This window comes from Klebsiella planticola (genome assembly GCF_000783935.2).
In the GTDB taxonomy this organism is placed as follows: Bacteria; Pseudomonadota; Gammaproteobacteria; order Enterobacterales; family Enterobacteriaceae; genus Klebsiella; species Klebsiella planticola.
Window position 1 is genome coordinate 2,780,583 of sequence record NZ_CP026047.1, and the last position, 17,788, is coordinate 2,798,370.

Genomic DNA, 17,788 nt, shown 5'->3' on the forward strand with positions numbered 1-17,788 from the left:
TGCTAAATTTTATTGATTTGGTAAAACAGTTGCATCACTAAAGGAGATCGCAATGACGTTACCGAGTGGACACCTCAAGAGTAAGCTGATTAAGAAATTCACGGCTCTTGGCCCTTATATTCGCGAAGAGCAGTGTGAAGACAATCGCTTCTTTTTCGATTGCCTGGCAGTTTGCGTCAATGTAAAACCCGCCCCGGAAAAACGAGAGTTCTGGGGATGGTGGATGGAGATGGAAGCACAGACATCACGCTTCACTTACAGCTATCAGTTTGGCCTGTTCGATAAAGAAGGGATCTGGCGACCGGTGGCTATCGACGATCCGGAAGTCAGCGAGAAACTTGAGAAAACGCTGCGTGATTTCCACGACCGGGCTAAGGCATTGCTGGCGACATTCAGTCTGAAGCTGGAACCCGCCGATGACTTTAGCGAGCCGCTCAGACTGCGGGCCTGATGTCCCACATCTGTCAGATTCAGTCTAAAAAAATCCACGCCAGAGCGCGTGGATTTTTTTATTCCTTTACCCACCCTCAAACTGCCTGATTTTTATTAATCGCTCGTATCATTGAGTCATGTCGGACTTATTTCCATAAACATCATGGTGGGATTGTTCTTAGAAGCGCGCTGTCCCGAGAAAATGTGCTCCGCGAGAATGCCTGAACAGGCTATCCGTGTTACCGTCACCACATGGATCTGTAAACTAAAGATATTTATGAAAATTATATTACTAATGAGTCTGGTAAGCCTGTTTCTTTCTCCGGCATTTGCGGGTACTGCAGTGAAATTGTCCTGCTCGTTACGCAAAAGCGTGACGATCTCAAAATTCCATTACAAGCTGTCGACGATGAAATGGGGCGATCACTTCCAGGTTGCTTCCGGAATCAGACAGGCGCAAACCACAGGCAATGTCCCGTTTCGCGTGACGCGTTTTCAAAATGGCGATGATCTGGTCTTTTTCCCGGACAGCGAGGCCTATTATTTCTTCTATTCCGGGATGGCGACACCTGACCGCTGTATTGTACAGGAGACCTATTCCTATCCGGTTGTTGAGCTACCGCGCTATAAGAAAAGCAAGTAACCGGCGGCGCAAACGGAGCCCGAAGGGGTACCCCATCGGGACTCCGTTGCCCGGAACGGACGTGGATTAAAGGCCAATACACATGTATTTGATTTCTAAATAGTCTTCAATACCATACTTCGAGCCCTCGCGACCCAGACCGGAAGCCTTCACGCCGCCAAACGGGGCGACTTCGTTGGAAATCAGCCCGGTGTTGATGCCCACAATCCCATACTCCAGCGCTTCGCCGACGCGGAAAACGCGGCTTAAATCACGGGCATAGAAGTAGGCGGCGAGGCCAAATTCGGTATCGTTGGCCTGGCGGATGACATCCGCTTCATCTGTGAAGCGGAACAGGGGAGCCAACGGGCCGAACGTCTCTTCTTTCGCTACTTTGGCACCGTCGGGAACATCGACCAGAATAGTCGGCTGAAAGAAGTTGCCGCCGAGGGAAGACACCTTCCCGCCGGTGATGACCCGGGCGCCTTTTCCGACGGCATCGGCAATATGCTCTTGCACTTTGGCAATCGCTTTCTCATCAATCAACGGTCCGGTTGTGACGCCCGGCTGTAGGCCATCGCCGAGGTGCAGCTGCTCCACCGCCTGCTGCAGTTTTTCGGCAAAGCGCGCATACACCCCGTCCTGCACGTACAGGCGATTGGCGCAGACGCAGGTCTGCCCGGCGTTACGAAACTTCGACGCCATGGCACCTTCTACCGCTTTATCCAGATCGGCATCATCAAACACGATAAACGGCGCGTTACCGCCTAGCTCAAGCGAAACTTTTTTGATGTCCTGAGCACACTGTGCCATCAGCTGGCGGCCGATTTCCGTGGAGCCGGTAAACGACAGCTTACGCACCAGCGGGTTGCCGGTCAGTTCATTACCCACCGCGCTGGCGGAACCGGTCACCACGTTAAATACGCCGTCAGGGATCCCGGCGCGTCTGGCCAGTTCGGCCAGCGCCAGCGCGGAAAAAGGGGTCTGGCTGGCGGGTTTGAGAACCATTGTGCAGCCGGCCGCTAACGCCGGGCCGGCTTTACGGGTGATCATCGCCGCCGGGAAATTCCACGGCGTGATCGCGGCGGTAACGCCAATCGGCTGTTTAATCACGATCAGGCGCTTATCGGCCTGATGACCGGGAATGGTATCGCCATAAATGCGTTTTCCCTCTTCGGCAAACCATTCGATAAATGAAGCGGCGTAGCTAATCTCGCCTTTTGCCTCTGCCAGCGGTTTGCCCTGCTCCAGGGTCATCAGCCGGGCCAGATCGTCCTGGTTTGCCATCATCAGATCGAACCAGCGGCGCAGGATCGCGGCGCGCTCTTTCGCCGTGAGCTGTCGCCAGGCGGGAAGGGCGCGATGGGCGGCCTGGATCGCGTCGTGCGTCTCTTCTACGCCCATTTTAGGTACTGAGCCCAGCACCTCTCCGTTCGCCGGGTTGGTCACCGTAATGACATCGCTGCTGAGGGCATCACGCCACTCACCATTGATAAATGCCTGCTGGCGGAACAAGGTTAGGTCATTCAGTTGCATGGTTATTTCCTGTCTCAGAACGTTAACGAGTGAATGGCGTACTCCAGCGTAGCGGAGAATCAAAAGCGGCGTTTGCGATGGCCTTCACGTTTAGCAACGGCTATGGTGCGAATCCGCGTTATGCCCGGTAAAGACTCTTTCGGCCCTCTTCTTGTACGCCAGCCAGGCACGCCTGTGTTTGTTTAGTGTAGTCGCCAGAGTCAGATGACAGCAGCGACTAAACAGTGACTAAACAGCGATGAGGGCGTTTTCACGATGTAAAACCTGAGCCTGAATTCGCGACGCCTGCCACAAAATTCACACATCATGCGCGATGACGGGGGGAAGCAACTTGCTTTTATCTGGCGAGGCGAATACGGTCTGTAACGTTACACTAAAACGTTACAGAAGAAATTTACCCTCCGGTTATGACTGAAGTCCCTGGCGATTTAGCGAGGCCCGAAGGTGCTACAGACACCTCAACGGTACGTGAAAGGATAACGATGATGAAAATGACACAGTTTTGTTCGGCCAGACGTATTTTAGCTTTTGCTTGTTTGAGCTCGGCCCTGATAGCGGGAAGTGCGGTGAGCACCTTAGCCCATGCGGCACTCAACTTCCGCGTTTATTCTTCTCTCCCCGCGGACGACTCCTCGGCGCACTACATCTGGTTCAGCCGTTTTCAGGAAAACATTAACAACAATGCGAAATTGAAAGGGCAAATTAAGCTCAACTATTTTGCCAACGGCATGTTGGGGAAAGAGGCCGATGCGACGCAGCAGGTTCGCATTGGCGCAATTAATATGATGATTTCCGGTACATCCATTTGGGCCACGCTGGTACCTGAAATGGGTGTCCTGGATCTGGGTTATTTATTTAAAGATTACAGTCAGGTAGGGAAAGCGCTGGATGGCAGCGCCGGGGAAAAACTCTCCGCCTTAATGATGGATAAAGCCAACGTGATGGTGCTCGGCTACGGCTTTAACTTAGGTGCGCGCAATATTTATACCAAAAAGGTGATTGAAAAGCCGGAGGATTTAAAAAACCTGAAAATTCGCGTGCTACCGGTGCCTAATTTTATCGCCACGTTAAACCATATGGGAGCAGTGGCGATCCCTATGCCGGGCGGTGAAGTCTATTCCAGCCTGCAAATGGGCGTTATTGACGGCGTAGAGCACGATGCCCCGACGATTTATGCGAGCAAATATTATGAAATCATCAAAAACGGCACCCTGACTCGCCACAGCTACAACCCGCTGATGATTGCGATGAATAAAAAGAGTTTCGAACAAATCCCGCCGGAACTGCGCGCGGACGTGCTGGCGGCGGCGAAAGAGGCGACGGACTATGAACGCATGCAAGCGGGTAAAAAAGAACAGGAAGCAATAAAGAACCTTGAAGCAAAAGGGGTGACGTTCCGCGAAACCGATCGCCAGTTCTTCTATCAGCAGGTGCAGCCCGTGTGGCAGTCGTTCCTCAAGCAGTATCCGGATATGAAGCCCATCGTTGATGAAATTACCGCGGCGGCAAAAGACCCGTCATGATCGGCGCCGCTTACCCGGCCGTGTCACGGCGGGGTTAAGCGGTGAGATTGGCAATCTTGTGGAGAAGATTCAACATGGCTGATATCTCTATTAAAGCAAAGGATGAGTGCTTCGTCCTTGCGCTATTGGGCAAGCTGAGCCGGTTTTTAACCACCTTAACCGCCTGGGCCGGAGCGCTGGTGCTGTTTATCAACGTGCTGGTGGTGTTCGCATCCGTTATCTGGCGCTATGCGCTGCACTCGCCCATTCATTGGGCCGAAGAGGTGGCCCGCGCGCTGATGATTGCGCTGGTGTTTTTCGGCGTGGCCACCTCGACGGCGAAAGGAGGCCATATTGGCGTCGATCTGTTCCTGCGTTTCCTGCCTGAACAGGTTCGGCCCTATGTCGTTCATGCCAGCCGCTGGATCCTGTTTCTGGTCTCGGTTGGGCTTGTCGTTTCCAGCTACGACCTGGTGCAGGCCGCGCGATTGCAAACCACGGAGACCGGTTTGCCGCAGACAATCTACGTCATTCCGGTGCTGATTGGTTCGCTGGTTATGATGGTGGCGGCGCTGGAGCTTGCCTTGCGGGAGCGCATTCGGGTTGTGCTGTTTAGCGGCCTTGGCATTGTGGTTCTGGCCGCCATTGGCTATATGAAACTCTCGCTGATGGCCGATCCCGCCAGCGCTGCAGCCGGGCTGATGCTGATCTGCTTTGTGCTCGGTATTCTCGCCGGCGTGCCGATTGCGTTTACCCTTGGTCTGTCGGCGATGGTGTTCTTTATCTGCGATCCGTCATTACCGTTTGTCTTTTTCTCCCAGCAGGTTGCGGCGGGGGTAGATCACTTCGTGCTGTTGGCCATTCCGTTCTTCCTGCTGGCCGGTGCCGCGATGGAGATCAACGGGATGTCAACGCGGCTCGTTGAACTTATCGTGCGTGGCATGGGGCGCTTTCGCGGCGGCCTCAACATGACCACCGTACTGTCGATGGCCTTCTTTTCCGGGATCTCCGGCTCCAAGCTGGCAGATGTTGCGGCGGTTGGCGGCGTGCTGATGCCGGCGGTGCGTCGGGCTAAACAGGATGGCGAAGAGGCCGCCGGGGTGTTCGCTGCCTCGGCCGTGATGGCCGAAACAATCCCACCTTGCGTGAATCTGATTGTTATGGGCTTTGTCGCGAACATCTCGATTGGCGCGCTGTTTATTGCTGGTCTGGTGCCCGCCGTCTGCCTGCTGGTACTGCTGATGATTGCCGCCAACCGGTTTGGCGGCAAAATCAACGTTAGCGAAGCGTATCCGGTATTACGGCCGCGCACGCAGCTCTACCTTGGCGCCGCCGTTGGGCTGGTGATGATTTTTATGATCGGCCGCGGCGTCATGATGGGGATCGCCACCTCGACAGAAATCTCCGCTTTTGCCGTGATTTACGCCATCGTCGTCGGTCGCCTTGCATTTCGTGAACTGACGTTCAAAGCAACGGTAAAAATGTTTATCGATATCGCCGCCATGTCCGGAGTGCTGTTGTTTATCGTCGCCTGCGCCACCAGCCTTTCTTATGCGCTCACGATACAGATGATCCCGCAGCAAATAGCGGAATTACTGGTCAGCATTGGGGTCGAGCAGGGAGCCTGGCTGTTTCTGCTATTAACCATCGTTATTCTGGTTATTTTTGGCGCCGTACTGGAAGGTGCTCCGGCGCTGATTATCTTTGCGCCGATACTGGTGCCGATCGCCGTTCAGCTGGGCTTCAGCCCGCTGCATTTCGGCATCATTATGATTATGGCAATGGGCTTTGGTCTCTTTTCACCGCCTATCGGACTTGGCCTTTATACCACTTGCGCCATTTGCGGCGTGGAGATGAAACACGTTATTCGGCCAATGGCAAAATATCTGGCGGTGGTCTTCGTCGGTATTATTATCGTGGCCATGGTCCCACCATTAACAACATGGTTGCCGGGGCTCGCTGGTTATTAATTGTGAATCCAGTAGTAAACCGCATTTTGTTATTTAAAGACGGTTAAAAGAGGCGTCCTGTCAATATCGACAGGGCGCAAGGTCAACATGTATCGCTAAGGTTCTGATATTTAACACGCCTGCAGGTGGGGATAACAACGTCCTGAATCTCTCGCTGATAAATATTATGCGCTGATGGCGGATTTATTCTGAAGAAAGGAGTATGCAATGGGGTCATTAACGGGAAAGAAAGTATTTATTACTGGCGCTGAGCAAGGTATTGGTAAAGAGACCGCGAGAAAACTGATTGAGGCCGGATGTGATATCTATATTCACTATTTCAGCGGTGAAGAAGGCCCCAGAGAATTAATCGCTATTGCCCAACAGCGGGGAGGCAAGGCCGCCTGCGGCTATGCGGATTTGACCAGCGAGGCGGATGCGGCACGCTGCGTTGCCGAGGCGGCGGCGTTCTTAGGCGGGATCGATATTCTGGTGAATAACGTTGGGGGAATTATTGCCCGAAAATGGCTCGGTGAAATTGACCCGCAGTTCTGGCGTACCGTCATTGATGTCAATATGACGACCATGCTCAATGTGACTCAGTCGGCGCTGCCGTGGTTAAAAGAGGCGACTGACGGCGCGAGTATCGTGAATCTCGCCTCGTTAGCCGGACGCTCCGGCGGGCACTCCGGATCGCTGGTCTATTCGATGGCTAAAGGCGCGGTGCTGACGTGGACCCGCTCCCTTGCCGCAGAGCTTGGTGAGTTTGGTATTCGGGTGAATGCCGTGGCGCCAGGGCTGATTCTGGGGACTCGTTTTCATAACCAGCATACCACTCAGGCCTCGGCCGATCGGACTATCGAAGATATTCCGCTGGGAAGAGCCGGTACGCCTGAAGATATCGCGCGCGCGATCTGCTTCCTGGCCTCGGAATACGATGGCTTTATCTCCGGGGCGACTCTGGATATTAACGGCGGTATTTATCGGGCATAAATCTCAGGGCGGGGTATATCCCGCCCATATTCAGAGAGCGTCGTCATGATCAAATCAGAAATTATTCATCCGGACTTACTCCAGGCGTTGGCCCAGTGTGGCCATAAAGCCAATATTCTTATCGCTGATGCTAATTATTCATTTTTAACCAACTCGTCGCCGCGGGCGCGGATTATTTATCTGAATTTTTCCCCGGGTTTAATTAGCAGCGTGGTCATCCTGCAAAAAATGCTCGGCTACATCAATATTGAAAAAGCGTTGCTGATGTCCTGCCCGGATGATTTTGATAATACGATTGCGCGTGAATATCGCAGTCTGCTTGCTGAGTCGACCGGAGTGGAATATGTGGCCCGGGAGGACTTTTACGCGCAGGCGAAATCGTCGGATACCCTGTTGGTTGTCGCCTCCGGCGAAACCCGCCGCTTTGCCAATATTCTGCTCACCGTCGGCCCGACGCTACTGTGACGTGGGAGAAGGAGAACGTGTTTTTCTCCCGTCACAGGCACAAAAACAGCGGCGCGAGAGTCAGACCTCGGGCGCATCGCGTACCGACTGACGGCACACCAGGGAAGGGGTAAACAGAAATTCCTGCGGCGGGAGAGACGGGTTGTCCGTCCGTTCAATCAGGCGTTGTACCATGACCTCCGCCATCTCACTCAGCGGAGGCATCACGGAACTCAATCTGGGGTAAACCAGGCCGGATAGCGGGATGTTGTCGATGCCGATGATGGAGATCTCTCCCGGCACGCTAATCCCGGCTTCGTGCAGGCCGGCCATCAGCCCAATGCCGAGCGCGTCATTAATTGCCACAATACCATCAGGACGGCGCGACTGGCGGCAGATTTTTTGCGCCAGCGAACGGCCCAGTTCGGTCATTTCCGCATCACCGTACGCCACCTGCGTTTTCTCCTCGACAATCATGCCTTCACGAAATAGCCCATGACGCTGCACCGCGCTGAGAAAGCCTTCGATTTTATGGGCGCGACTCGGGATCATACCGGCGACGGTGGCGAACGTCAGATGCCGACACCCACGCTCAATCAGATGCTCTGTGGCTAAACGCCCGGCTTCGACGTTATCCATGGATACGCTGTCGAGCGCCAGGCCGCCGGAACCGGCGCTGGCCGGCATACGACTGTCGTAGTTGACCATAATCATGCCCTGAGAGGCGGCGCGCACAAAATGCGTTTTTTCAATATCACCGGCGGCGACAATAATGCCGCGCACGCCGTGGGCGAACATATCTTCCAGAAAGGCTTCTTCTTCTTCAATCTGACGGTAGGTGTTGCCGATCAGCACACGATAGAAGCGCTTTTTTGCCGCCAGATCCACTTCACGGACCAGCGAGGCGAAGCTGGGGTTGACGATGGACGGAACCAGCAGGCCGATCATTTTGGCCTGGCCTGTTTTCAACTGCTGGGCGACGCGGTTAGGGAAGTAATTGAGCGTTTGCATGCTTTGCTGGATACGCGCCAGCGTCTCTTCGCGCATCTGGTCTGTACGGCCATTGAGCACGTTGGATACGGTGCTGACGGACACGCCAGCATGCTTTGCGACATCGCGAATGTTTGCCATACATCTCCTTTGCAGCGGTGGGCGAGGCGCGGAGGAGAACGATTCTCCGCGCCGTTTTATACGGGGTCGACAAGCCTGATCCTGCATCGCTTTCTGATGAGGAACATCAACAATAACGGTTTAGTGTAACGTTACAGTTGGTGCTGTCAATGCGCTTGCGAGCGGCAAGTGATGTAAGCCACGCGACAGCGGTCCAGGGCCTACGGGAAACCGCAGGCCCTTTCTTTAACCCGGTTCGACCCACGGTAGGGTATTTTTCCCGCCGGGATGGCTATCAACGCAGGCAGTGAGGTGTCGCGAAAGGAGACAAACGAGAGCGGGAGAGTCTCGTGACCATCGTGAGGCATCCTTACCAGCGATGGTAAACACTGTGGGTGTTATGACCCTTTGATATTAAAAGACTCATTGCTGGCTACAATGCATTACGCTGTACACGGCAGCGCGTTAAGCGCGACGTTAACTGCCGCTAACAATCGCGCTTCTGTGATGCCATCTCGCGCCTGAACGGAAAGACCATGTAAAAAGACGGCGAAATAGTCTCCCAGGCTGTCGGCATCGGTCGTATCCGGCAACTCGCCGTTATACACCGCCTGCCTTAGGCGGTCGATGATCTGTTGCGTGCGTTGCAGGCGATGCTGGGCCAGCCAGGTTTTGATCTGATCATTTTCCGCGCTGACACTCGCGGCAGAAGCGACGACCATACATCCTCGCGGCAATTCCGCCTGGCTGTACAGGTGCACGGCGTCCACTAGCATCTTTTTGATCGCCTCCTGCACGTTATTCTCAGCGGCGAAGGCCCGATCTGCAAACCCGCCTTCCTGGCTTTCATAATGGACTATGGCTTGTCGGAACAACTGTTCTTTTGAACCGAACGCTTTGTAAATGCGCGCGGAAGCGATGCCAAGTTCTGCCACTAAATCCGACATTGACGTACCTTCATAGCCCTGTCGCCAGAAGAGATTGCGCGCCTTCAAAAGTGCATGTTCGCGATCAAATTCGCGCGGTCTACCTGCCATTATGCTGCTCCATTTTGCCTGCCTTTCAGTCACACAGGATCGCTTAAACCTGCGCTATTACCAAAGAATTTATAAATTATTCTTGTGGTTCTCCGATTTTACTCCTATTGTTTGCCAATCGACAAACAATAGGAGTTTACGATGAAAACCATCAAAGGCCCAAGCCTGCATCTCGCCCAATTCAGTGATGGGATAGCCCCGTTCAACAGCTTGCCTGCGATTGCCCGATGGGCGTCGGAAACCGGCTTCAAAGCATTGCAAATTCCGGCATGGGATCGGCGTCTGTTTGATGTCGCCACCGCGGCGGAGAGCCAGGCCTACTGTGATGACCTCACCGGAATGCTGGCGGAACACGGCCTGGTTGTCAGTGAACTGACCAGCCATATTTTCGGTCAACTCATGGCGGTGCATCCGGCTTACGACGCCATGTGCGACAGTTTTGCGCCGTCGGATGTGCATGGTGATTCGCAAGCGCGCGGTGAATGGGCGCGGCAACAGCTGCTGTTGGCCGTCAAAGCCTCCGCACGGCTTGGTCTCAGCGAGCTGGGTACGTTCTCCGGCTCACTGGCCTGGCCCTATCTGTTTCCGTTTCCGCAGCGTCCGGCTGGGTTAATCGAAGCGGCTTTTGACGAGTTGGCCAGACGCTGGCTGCCGGTACTCAATGCCTGCGATGAACAGGGCATTAACCTGTGTTATGAAATCCACCCGTGCGAAGATCTGCATGATGGCGTGACGTTCGAAATGTTTCATCAGCGGGTAGGGAAACATCCTCGCTGCCAGGTACTTTTCGATCCCAGTCACATGGTGCTTCAGCAGCTTAATTATCTGGAGTTTATTGATATTTATAAAGATTTTATTGGCATGTTTCACGCTAAGGATGCTGAGTTTAATCCAGACGGTCGCCAGGGTATCTATGGTGGATACCAATCGTGGATAGACCGTGCAGGCCGTTTTCGCTCGTTGGGTGATGGTCAGGTTGATTTTAAAGGCATCTTCTCGAAGCTGGCACAATATGACTATTCCGGCTGGGCTACCCTGGAGTGGGAATGTTGCCTGAAACACCCGCAGGACGGCGCCCGGGAAGGCGCTGCGTTCATCCGCGACCACCTCATTAACGTCACTGATAAAGTGTTCGACGATTTCGCCGGGGCACAGGTTAATCCTCATCAGATCAATACATTACTCGGCATTCGCTAAGCCGTAATATCACAAGGAACCCCCCATGAAACCGCTATATGACGAGATCCTCGAACAGGATCCCGGGATGGAACACGTCTATACGAAGGTAAACGGACAACGCATTCATTGCGTTGTCGCAGGGAAAGGGCAGCCAGTCCTGCTGATCCCCGGATGGCCACAGACCTGGTATACCTGGCGCCATGTTATGCGCGCGCTGGCCGCGGCTGGTTTTCAGGCGATAGCCGTAGACCCGCCCGGCATCGGCGATTCGGACAAACCGCGAGACGGTTACGACACCGGGAGTATTGCCGTGATGCTGCATACGATGATGACGCAACTGGGGCATTCACGTTACCGTCTGGTGGGTCACGATGTCGGGATGTGGATTGGCTACGCTATGGCGAGCGATTTTCCGCAAGCAGTCGAACGCCTGGTGCTGACAGAAGCGGTGATCCCCGGTCTTGCTCCGCCACCGCCGATTTTTGTCACGCCGGAGGAGAACATTTTTCTTTGGCACTTCATGTTCAATCAGTTGGTTGATTTACCTGAAACCTTGACCCACGGGCGTGAATCACAGTATCTCAACTATATTTTCAACCGCTGGTCTCATCGCCGCGATCGGGTTGCCGCAGAGGTTTACATTGCCGCTTATTCGACTCCGGGTGGATTACGAGCAGGTTTTGAGTACTATCGGGCGATTCCGGAAACCATTCGACAGAACCAATTACGCGCGCAAACGCCATTAACTATGCCGGTACTGACAATAGGTGCTGAGCACGCGACGGGCGATGCGCCGCTGGCCACTCTACAAGGCAATGCGCATGACTTGCGCGGCGAGACGGTGGCCGACTGCGGACATTTTATTACCGAAGAGAGCCATGAGGTTTTTATCGCGCTGATCGTGCCATTTCTGTCTGAGGGGACTCGTTATGCCGCTTGATGAGCATATTGCCAACTTTTTGACCTCTTTGGCGGGAACACCAGCGCCCGTATCGCTGACCGATATGAGAGCGACGACAGAAACGGGTTTGCGCCAGCTGCAGGGAAAAGGGGAAATGAGCGGAGGTATTAAGGATTATGTCGTTGTCGCTGATGACGGCCATCGCATTACGCTTCGCGCCTATAAACCCGTAGCGGCAAATAACGGGAGCGCACAGCCAGCAATGCTCTTCGCCCACGGCGGCGGTTGGTGCCTGGGATCTCTGGCGCTGTACGATCAACCTTGCCAGGCATTGGCCAACGCGACAGGCCGGATAATACTGTCGGTTGATTACCGACTGGCGCCAGAATATCCGTTTCCTCGCCCCCTGGAAGATGTCTATCAGGCGCTATGCTGGGTTAATGAGCAGGCGCGTCGTCTGGGGATTGATGCCAGTCGGTTAGCGGTGGGCGGCGATAGCGCTGGAGGAAATATGGCTGCGGCGACGGCATTGTTGGCTCGGGACCGCGGTGGCCCTCATATCGAGCATCAGCTGTTGTTATATCCTGCGTTAAGTCGCGATATGGCGACGGAGAGCTACCGAGAGTTTGCCGAAGGCTACTTTTTAACCCACGATGCGATGGCGTTTTGCTGGGACAACTATCTTGGCCTGCGTCGTCATCCCTACGCCGAACCGCTGCATGCCGCTTCACTTAGCGGCTTACCTCCGGCTACCATTTTGAGCTGTGAATATGATCCGTTACGCGATGAGGCTGAAGAGTATGGGCAACGGCTGCAGAAAGCTGGCGTTAAGGTGCGCAGCGAGCGATTGCAGGGCATGGTCCATGCCTGTATCCATATGTCAGGTCTGACTCCGGCGGCAGGCCAGCTATTCGAGCTCGCCCGCGGTTAGCGGAAGACGTGCAGCCAAAAAAGCACATTGCAATGGCGCGGCGGGTGGTTTACAGCCGCTGATAATCCCCCTCTCAGGCATTTTTGCCCTGCCGATTTTCAGCCCGCATTAGCGGTAATCAGTGCCGGTTCAACCCCACAATGTTTGCAAATGGACCGGCATTTATCCGCTGCGACATGCTGCAATTGTACGTAGCATGTTGAGCCGCTCTGACGGTTTAATCCAACCGACTGGCTGTGCCTGCTTACGGGAAAATAGCCCGTAAAATGCCTGCATACTGGCGGAGGCATCTCGTGCCGACATTTGTTTATCTTTTCAACAGCATTGCGGACTTACCCGCGTAATGATCACGAAACCGCCGGCTCTTGCTGCCATTCGGTTCTATAAGCAAAGATAATCCCCGGCCATCTTCAGGTGTACAGGCTTTAGCCTCAGGCTTCGTGCGGCGAATCTGCATATCGTTAAAAACACATATACACATTCCGTATCGGATTCTACTGGATGGTTGCGGACAATGACGGACTAAAAATTAGTAAAATCTTTATAAATCATGGTATTTATGGATGAATACGGACGTTTTGGGAAGTTGAGATGGCGATAATAGGAATGAATAAAGCACATCAACTTGTTGATTTTAAATGTAAATTAAATGTCGAGAAATAAATCTATACACATCACTATACACATCTGTGAAGGCGTTCGTTTTTCAAACATCACAAAGATAGAAAAATACTTTTTTATAGAAAAACTGTTCACACTGTTCACTTTCATATTTTTTCATTAATTTTCATGATGATATGCAGTGAACGGTTGGTGAACAGTGAACACTTTACTGTTCACTGTTCCCGTTACAACTTCATAGAAATGATGGATAGAGAGGCAAGCATCAGTCTCCTGGGGGGATAATAACAGCTCATTTTTCACCCAGTCATCACAAAAACTGAGCTCATAACACGCAATATTTTTATCATCTAGTTGACACGATTATTCAGTACGATCAAAGCTAGATTCGCTATAGTAAAAAACAGATATATGAAGATCGAAACATCCATGAAACGAAGGAAGAAGTTCCTTAGTTATATTTGGCTTTATTGAGATACTTGCCGGGAACTTACTTTCTAATATAAATTAGAGTAAGGATTAGCTATGTTTATAAAATCTTTAGCCATTGAAAACTTTAAAGGCTATCAAGGCACACACAATATATCATTCAACACTCCAGATGGGATCACAGAAGGAAGTGGACTTAATATTTTTGTCGGGGAGAATAATTCAGGGAAATCTACAATTTTTGAAACTCTCGACTTTATAAAGGACAGTACAAAAAAAGATCCAGCATCACTAATAAACAAATCTAATCCTGCGGTAGTTCTGAGTGATTTCTCTATTGAAGTAACTTTCACAGGTAACATCAGCGCTTCAATTAATGCACATGTACAACCGAACAAAGTTCGCTCATTTTTGAGTGGTGTATACATAAATGGTGGGCAAGAGAATTTCAAAGTTAAACGTTCATGGGATGAAAACAGCCCAGAGGACATAAAAAAAATTAATTTCTGGGATGACAACAGCCAAAGCTTTTCAAATCCCGCAGGAATAGACGCTCCATTTAAAAAATTTTACGATAATAATTTCATATGGGCTGACACGAATCCCAGCGATGAATCTAAATTTGGGGCATCTACGATTTGCGGTTCACTTCTAAAAGAAATAGCTATTGGGCACACAACCACCCCAGAATATAAAAACTTCCAAAATAGCTATCATAATTTATTTAACAACCCCTCATCACAACTGAGGAATAAAATAGCTCAAATAGAAACTAAGATTCAAAGCATCTTCTCCACTCAATTTGGACCTGCTAATATTTCATTCTCATTTGAGGAGTTGCAAATAGAGAATTTCTTCAAAACAGCAAATATTGTTATTGATGATGGCGTTTCTGTTCCAATGAGTGAAAAAGGGCACGGTATGCAAAGAGCTGTGGCCCTATCTTTGCTTCAAGTTTATGCTGACTTAACATCTAACGTCACAAATGCTCCAGTTTCAAAACCATTTTATCTTTTCATAGATGAGCCTGAGATCTGTCTTCATCCTACGGGTCAAAAAAAATTACTGGATGCATTAATGTCCATATCAAAATCAAAGCAAGTTTTTGTCACTACACACTCTCCATTTATGCTTTCATCTTCAAAACTTAAAAACACTGGGCTTTTCATTTTCCAAAAAAACAACAATAGAAACATTATATCGAAAGCAACTACGTCACCGATGTTTCCATGGAGCCCATCATGGGGCGAAATTAGCTATAGAGCATATAACTTAGCTACGGTTGATTTGCATAATGAACTCTATGGATATTTACAAGAGAAAAATAGCCTGACTAACATTGCCGCTGTTGACCAGTGGCTTAACTCTAAAGGCGTGTTATCCAACAAGCAATGGACACAAGAAAAAAATGGTATTCCTCTTCAACCACGACCTGCAACACTACAGTCATTCATTCGAAATCATATACATCACCCTGAAAATGTAACAATGCAATCTAACCGATATACCGAAGCAGAATTAAAACAATCCATCGATGAGATGGTCAATCTCATTTAAACAGATAACCATGTTCTAAATCATTAATCCAAGCTATAGCCTCGACTTATATCGAGGCTATTTCACAGCCCTTCCCCCCATTCACCAGAGGTTGAAATTTAAACCCAAATTAAATACATTGACTACCTTACAGCGTAGTAATACTTGCTTTCACGGATGAAAACATCCTTAATACATAATAAAAGACCGATTCCACTGGTCTGTATTTTTATTTAATTGCGGGCTCATCACACTTTGGTAGCCAGTCAGCGTTGCTTTCTTCCCGTAGTGCCAGATTGGTCTGCATCCCCTGATTCGTTCGACGCTTGTCATAGTTCAGCCCGTACTCCTTGAGCATGGTCGGCAGCCCCTTACCGAACATGGTCAGGCTTAGCGTGTTCTTGTAGCCGTGCGCCTCCATGTAAATCAGATAGGCGTGATACAGGTAGAGGCGCGGCTGACGCGGAATAATATTGGCATTTCCCATGTACATCCCGTCTGGCTCCGGCAGTGCCTCCAGATAGCCACAAAAATCAAAGGTAGGGTCAGCATCCCTTTTAATGCTTAGCGCCTCGTCGGAGTTCTGCTGCGACTGGAGCAGCGTACGGGCGGTCATCGGATCGCTGAACTTCTGCATAAGCTGGCGCACGATGACGGCCAGCTCGCAGGCGATTTTGTCCTTCAGCTTTGGGTCGCGCTCTTCCGGAGCAATCTGTTCCGGGAAGTGCAGGATAACCCGACGACGTGATACCCCGCCGCTGCGGTCAGTGAAACGCATTGGGTTATTGTTCACAGCCAGAATTACCGCCGGAATATGCGTCGAGTACGCATCCTTGTATTTCGGGTCGACCGACACCGCATCGCCGCCAGTGATGGCCTTAAGCCCGGCCCCGTCACCGCTCCATTTTTCCTGGTCAGGCAAACGAATAAGCGAGAAGCCAATCAGCGCCGCACGTTCGCGTGGGGATTCCAGTGTTTCGATGGTCGCTGAGGTGGCGTTATCTTCTCCGGCGAGCATGGTCGCGATTTCGGCCAGAATACTCTTCCCGCTGCCGCCGGGGCCGGTCACTTCGAGAAAGAGCTGCCAGTCGTAGCGGTTCGCCAGCACCATAAATAGCGCGGCGAGAATAATGTCGCGCTTCTCCTCCCGATAACCGGCTGCACGGTCGAGCCAGCGCCAGAAATTTGACGCATGCGTTTCCAGCGTTTCGCCCTCTACCGGCGGGGTAAAATCGACATCACAGAGCGTGCGCAGCCAGTGCGACTTGCTGTGCGGGCTAAATATGCCCGAATCGGTATCGAGCACGCCATTACAAAAACCAATCAGCCGCCGTGCCGGGGAGCTCTGCTGCGGAATAATCAGTTTGAGAGTGTCGACGACTGAGCCGATTTTCCCGGACGAGAACGGGGCCCGGAGACGCTGGAACAGCCCAGCCACGTCGCGGGCAAAATCCGACGGCGGTATGATTTTCCAGATACCCGCTTCATAACGGGAAAGAAGCTGGCCGTTGGCATCGACGGCCAGCGCTTCGCCGTAATGCTCATGTATCCGCATCGCCTTTTCACTGGTACTCATGGCGGTAAATTCCGCCTCGCTCATGGTCGTGAACGGGCTGTCAGCCGGTGGCCGGATGGCGTCATAAATGGCCTTGCGCGTGGCATCCTCGCCGTGTTGCATAAACGCATCATTCCAGTCACCGAATACCAACGGCAGGGCAACAGCACCCTCACAGGCTTCTGCGGCCGCTAAGGCTTTTATCTGACCGTCGCCGTTAAGGTCGCGGTCGGCGGCGAGGACAATCTGACAGGCCGGATATTTCTGACAGGCAAGGCTCGCCAGAGAAAGGAGGTTCACAGAGGACAGCGCCACCATGACAGTTTCCCCGGTCAGGTGATGCACGGTGAGCGCGGTCGCATAGCCCTCCGCAATCCACAGGCGTTTTCCGGCCTGTTTCTGTCCTTCGATGATATGACATGCCCCTTTTACCGCTCCGCCTTTCAGGGTGCGTTTGAGACCATCAGCATTGATAAGCTGAAGGTTAACCAGTGCGCCGGTATCGTCATATAACGGCACCACCACATCACCGGCGCGGAACGTCACACCGCCGGTTTTGTGTGTGGTCGTCAGCGTCAGACATTCCCGACCGGGGAAGCCCTTGTGGGTGAGGTAGGCGTTGCCGGTGGCTGTGCGGGTTTTATCCATAAGCTGCCCGGCCAGCGTGGCCGCCGCCTTGCGGTCGGCACTGGTTTCAGCTTCTGCGGCCGCAATCACTTCGGGGGCAACCGGTGGCAGATTGCCGGTGACAGCATTCACCTTTTGAGCGGCCTCTGAGGCAGAAACGTCGAATACCTTCTCTACCAGTTTAAGCCCGTCACCCGCGCCGCACTGGTTACAGAACCACGTGCCGCGCCCCTCTTTGTCATCGAAGCGGAAGCGGTCAGAGCCGCCGCATACAGAGCAGGCCTGATGCCGGTTTTTAATCACCTTCACACCCAGCGCCGGGAGGATACGCGGCCAGTGGCCGCAAGCCTGTTTTACGGTTTCCGTTACGTTCATTTTCATTGT

Annotated in this window: 14 protein-coding genes and 1 pseudogene; 10 read left to right on the forward strand and 5 right to left on the reverse strand. The window is 52.3% G+C overall.

Annotated elements, in window-relative coordinates; translation table 11 throughout:
• Positions 1-52: 52 nt before the first annotated feature.
• Both crl and MC50_RS28835 read left to right on the forward strand, forming a co-directional pair.
• Positions 53-451, forward strand: a complete 399-nt coding sequence (gene crl / locus MC50_RS13475; protein ID WP_047664104.1) for a sigma factor-binding protein Crl — start codon at positions 53-55, stop codon at positions 449-451.
• A 258-nt stretch (positions 452-709) separates the two neighbouring features.
• Positions 710-1,075, forward strand: coding sequence for a hypothetical protein (locus MC50_RS28835; RefSeq protein ID WP_032689355.1), 366 nt, complete (start codon positions 710-712; stop codon positions 1,073-1,075).
• Positions 1,076-1,141: 66 nt separating this feature from the next.
• On the opposite strand, the gene gabD is transcribed toward MC50_RS28835, so the two are convergent.
• Positions 1,142-2,590: an NADP-dependent succinate-semialdehyde dehydrogenase gene (gene gabD, locus MC50_RS13490; RefSeq protein WP_047664107.1), complete on the reverse strand. Its 1,449-nt coding sequence runs from the start codon at positions 2,588-2,590 to the stop codon at positions 1,142-1,144.
• A 566-nt stretch (positions 2,591-3,156) separates the two neighbouring features.
• On the opposite strand from gabD, the gene MC50_RS13495 reads away from it, so the two are divergent.
• From MC50_RS13495 to MC50_RS13510, 4 genes are all read left to right on the forward strand, one after another.
• Positions 3,157-4,113, forward strand: coding sequence for a TRAP transporter substrate-binding protein (locus MC50_RS13495; protein WP_223306609.1), 957 nt, complete (start codon positions 3,157-3,159; stop codon positions 4,111-4,113).
• A gap of 74 nt (positions 4,114-4,187) precedes the next feature.
• Positions 4,188-6,062, forward strand: a complete 1,875-nt coding sequence (locus tag MC50_RS13500; RefSeq protein ID WP_032689352.1) for a TRAP transporter large permease — start codon at positions 4,188-4,190, stop codon at positions 6,060-6,062.
• A 207-nt stretch (positions 6,063-6,269) separates the two neighbouring features.
• Entirely contained in the window at positions 6,270-7,034 is a 765-nt protein-coding gene (locus MC50_RS13505; protein ID WP_032700740.1) for an SDR family NAD(P)-dependent oxidoreductase, read from the forward strand.
• Between the two features lie 45 nt (positions 7,035-7,079).
• Positions 7,080-7,499, forward strand: coding sequence for an RbsD/FucU family protein (locus MC50_RS13510; RefSeq protein ID WP_032689350.1), 420 nt, complete (start codon positions 7,080-7,082; stop codon positions 7,497-7,499).
• Positions 7,500-7,559: 60 nt separating this feature from the next.
• Here MC50_RS13510 and MC50_RS13515 read toward each other — a convergent pair whose 3' ends face one another.
• Together MC50_RS13515 and MC50_RS13520 are read right to left on the reverse strand one after the other, a co-directional pair.
• Positions 7,560-8,609, reverse strand: coding sequence for a LacI family DNA-binding transcriptional regulator (locus tag MC50_RS13515; protein ID WP_047664111.1), 1,050 nt, complete (start codon positions 8,607-8,609; stop codon positions 7,560-7,562).
• A 422-nt stretch (positions 8,610-9,031) separates the two neighbouring features.
• Complete coding sequence (locus tag MC50_RS13520; RefSeq protein WP_032689348.1) at positions 9,032-9,625, reverse strand: TetR/AcrR family transcriptional regulator; 594 nt, start codon at positions 9,623-9,625, stop codon at positions 9,032-9,034.
• Between the two features lie 141 nt (positions 9,626-9,766).
• Between MC50_RS13520 and MC50_RS13525 the strand changes: the two genes are divergently transcribed.
• From MC50_RS13525 to MC50_RS13535, 3 genes are read left to right on the forward strand one after another with little or no spacing between them, the layout of a single operon-like run.
• The gene (locus MC50_RS13525; protein WP_047664114.1) at positions 9,767-10,822 is read left to right on the forward strand and encodes a sugar phosphate isomerase/epimerase family protein; all 1,056 of its coding nucleotides are present in this window, start codon (positions 9,767-9,769) and stop codon (positions 10,820-10,822) included.
• Between the two features lie 25 nt (positions 10,823-10,847).
• The gene (locus MC50_RS13530) at positions 10,848-11,744 is read left to right on the forward strand and encodes an alpha/beta fold hydrolase (RefSeq protein ID WP_047664116.1); all 897 of its coding nucleotides are present in this window, start codon (positions 10,848-10,850) and stop codon (positions 11,742-11,744) included.
• Positions 11,734-12,636, forward strand: a complete 903-nt coding sequence (locus MC50_RS13535) for an alpha/beta hydrolase (RefSeq protein ID WP_032689345.1) — start codon at positions 11,734-11,736, stop codon at positions 12,634-12,636. The genes MC50_RS13530 and MC50_RS13535 overlap by 11 nt, the downstream gene beginning before the upstream one ends.
• Before the next feature lie 319 nt (positions 12,637-12,955).
• On the opposite strand, the pseudogene MC50_RS13545 reads toward MC50_RS13535, so the two are convergent.
• Positions 12,956-13,117: pseudogene (locus tag MC50_RS13545) on the reverse strand (Arm DNA-binding domain-containing protein); the annotation flags it as partial.
• A gap of 665 nt (positions 13,118-13,782) precedes the next feature.
• On the opposite strand from MC50_RS13545, the gene MC50_RS13550 reads away from it, so the two are divergent.
• Positions 13,783-15,243 (forward strand): ATP-dependent nuclease, encoded by a 1,461-nt coding sequence (locus MC50_RS13550; RefSeq protein ID WP_047664118.1) that lies wholly within the window; start codon positions 13,783-13,785, stop codon positions 15,241-15,243.
• Positions 15,244-15,451: 208 nt separating this feature from the next.
• Here the strand turns inward: MC50_RS13550 and MC50_RS13555 are convergent, their stop codons facing one another.
• A complete protein-coding gene (locus MC50_RS13555) occupies positions 15,452-17,785 on the reverse strand; it encodes a primase-helicase zinc-binding domain-containing protein (RefSeq protein ID WP_047664121.1) in 2,334 nt (777 codons plus the stop codon).
• Between the last annotated feature and the right edge of the window lie 3 nt (positions 17,786-17,788).

What these genes read in the sequence shown, in the direction of transcription:
- crl (WP_047664104.1), top strand. Translation starts at nt 53, where the DNA reads ATGACGTTACCGAGTGGACACCTCAAGAGTAAGCTGATTAAGAAATTC.
- MC50_RS28835 (WP_032689355.1), top strand. Translation starts at nt 710, where the DNA reads ATGAAAATTATATTACTAATGAGTCTGGTAAGCCTGTTTCTTTCTCCG.
- gabD (WP_047664107.1), bottom strand. Translation starts at nt 2,590, where the DNA reads ATGCAACTGAATGACCTAACCTTGTTCCGCCAGCAGGCATTTATCAAT.
- MC50_RS13500 (WP_032689352.1), top strand. Translation starts at nt 4,188, where the DNA reads ATGGCTGATATCTCTATTAAAGCAAAGGATGAGTGCTTCGTCCTTGCG.
- MC50_RS13505 (WP_032700740.1), top strand. Translation starts at nt 6,270, where the DNA reads ATGGGGTCATTAACGGGAAAGAAAGTATTTATTACTGGCGCTGAGCAA.
- MC50_RS13510 (WP_032689350.1), top strand. Translation starts at nt 7,080, where the DNA reads ATGATCAAATCAGAAATTATTCATCCGGACTTACTCCAGGCGTTGGCC.
- MC50_RS13515 (WP_047664111.1), bottom strand. Translation starts at nt 8,609, where the DNA reads ATGGCAAACATTCGCGATGTCGCAAAGCATGCTGGCGTGTCCGTCAGC.
- MC50_RS13520 (WP_032689348.1), bottom strand. Translation starts at nt 9,625, where the DNA reads ATGGCAGGTAGACCGCGCGAATTTGATCGCGAACATGCACTTTTGAAG.
- MC50_RS13525 (WP_047664114.1), top strand. Translation starts at nt 9,767, where the DNA reads ATGAAAACCATCAAAGGCCCAAGCCTGCATCTCGCCCAATTCAGTGAT.
- MC50_RS13530 (WP_047664116.1), top strand. Translation starts at nt 10,848, where the DNA reads ATGAAACCGCTATATGACGAGATCCTCGAACAGGATCCCGGGATGGAA.
- MC50_RS13535 (WP_032689345.1), top strand. Translation starts at nt 11,734, where the DNA reads ATGCCGCTTGATGAGCATATTGCCAACTTTTTGACCTCTTTGGCGGGA.
- MC50_RS13550 (WP_047664118.1), top strand. Translation starts at nt 13,783, where the DNA reads ATGTTTATAAAATCTTTAGCCATTGAAAACTTTAAAGGCTATCAAGGC.
- MC50_RS13555 (WP_047664121.1), bottom strand. Translation starts at nt 17,785, where the DNA reads ATGAAAATGAACGTAACGGAAACCGTAAAACAGGCTTGCGGCCACTGG.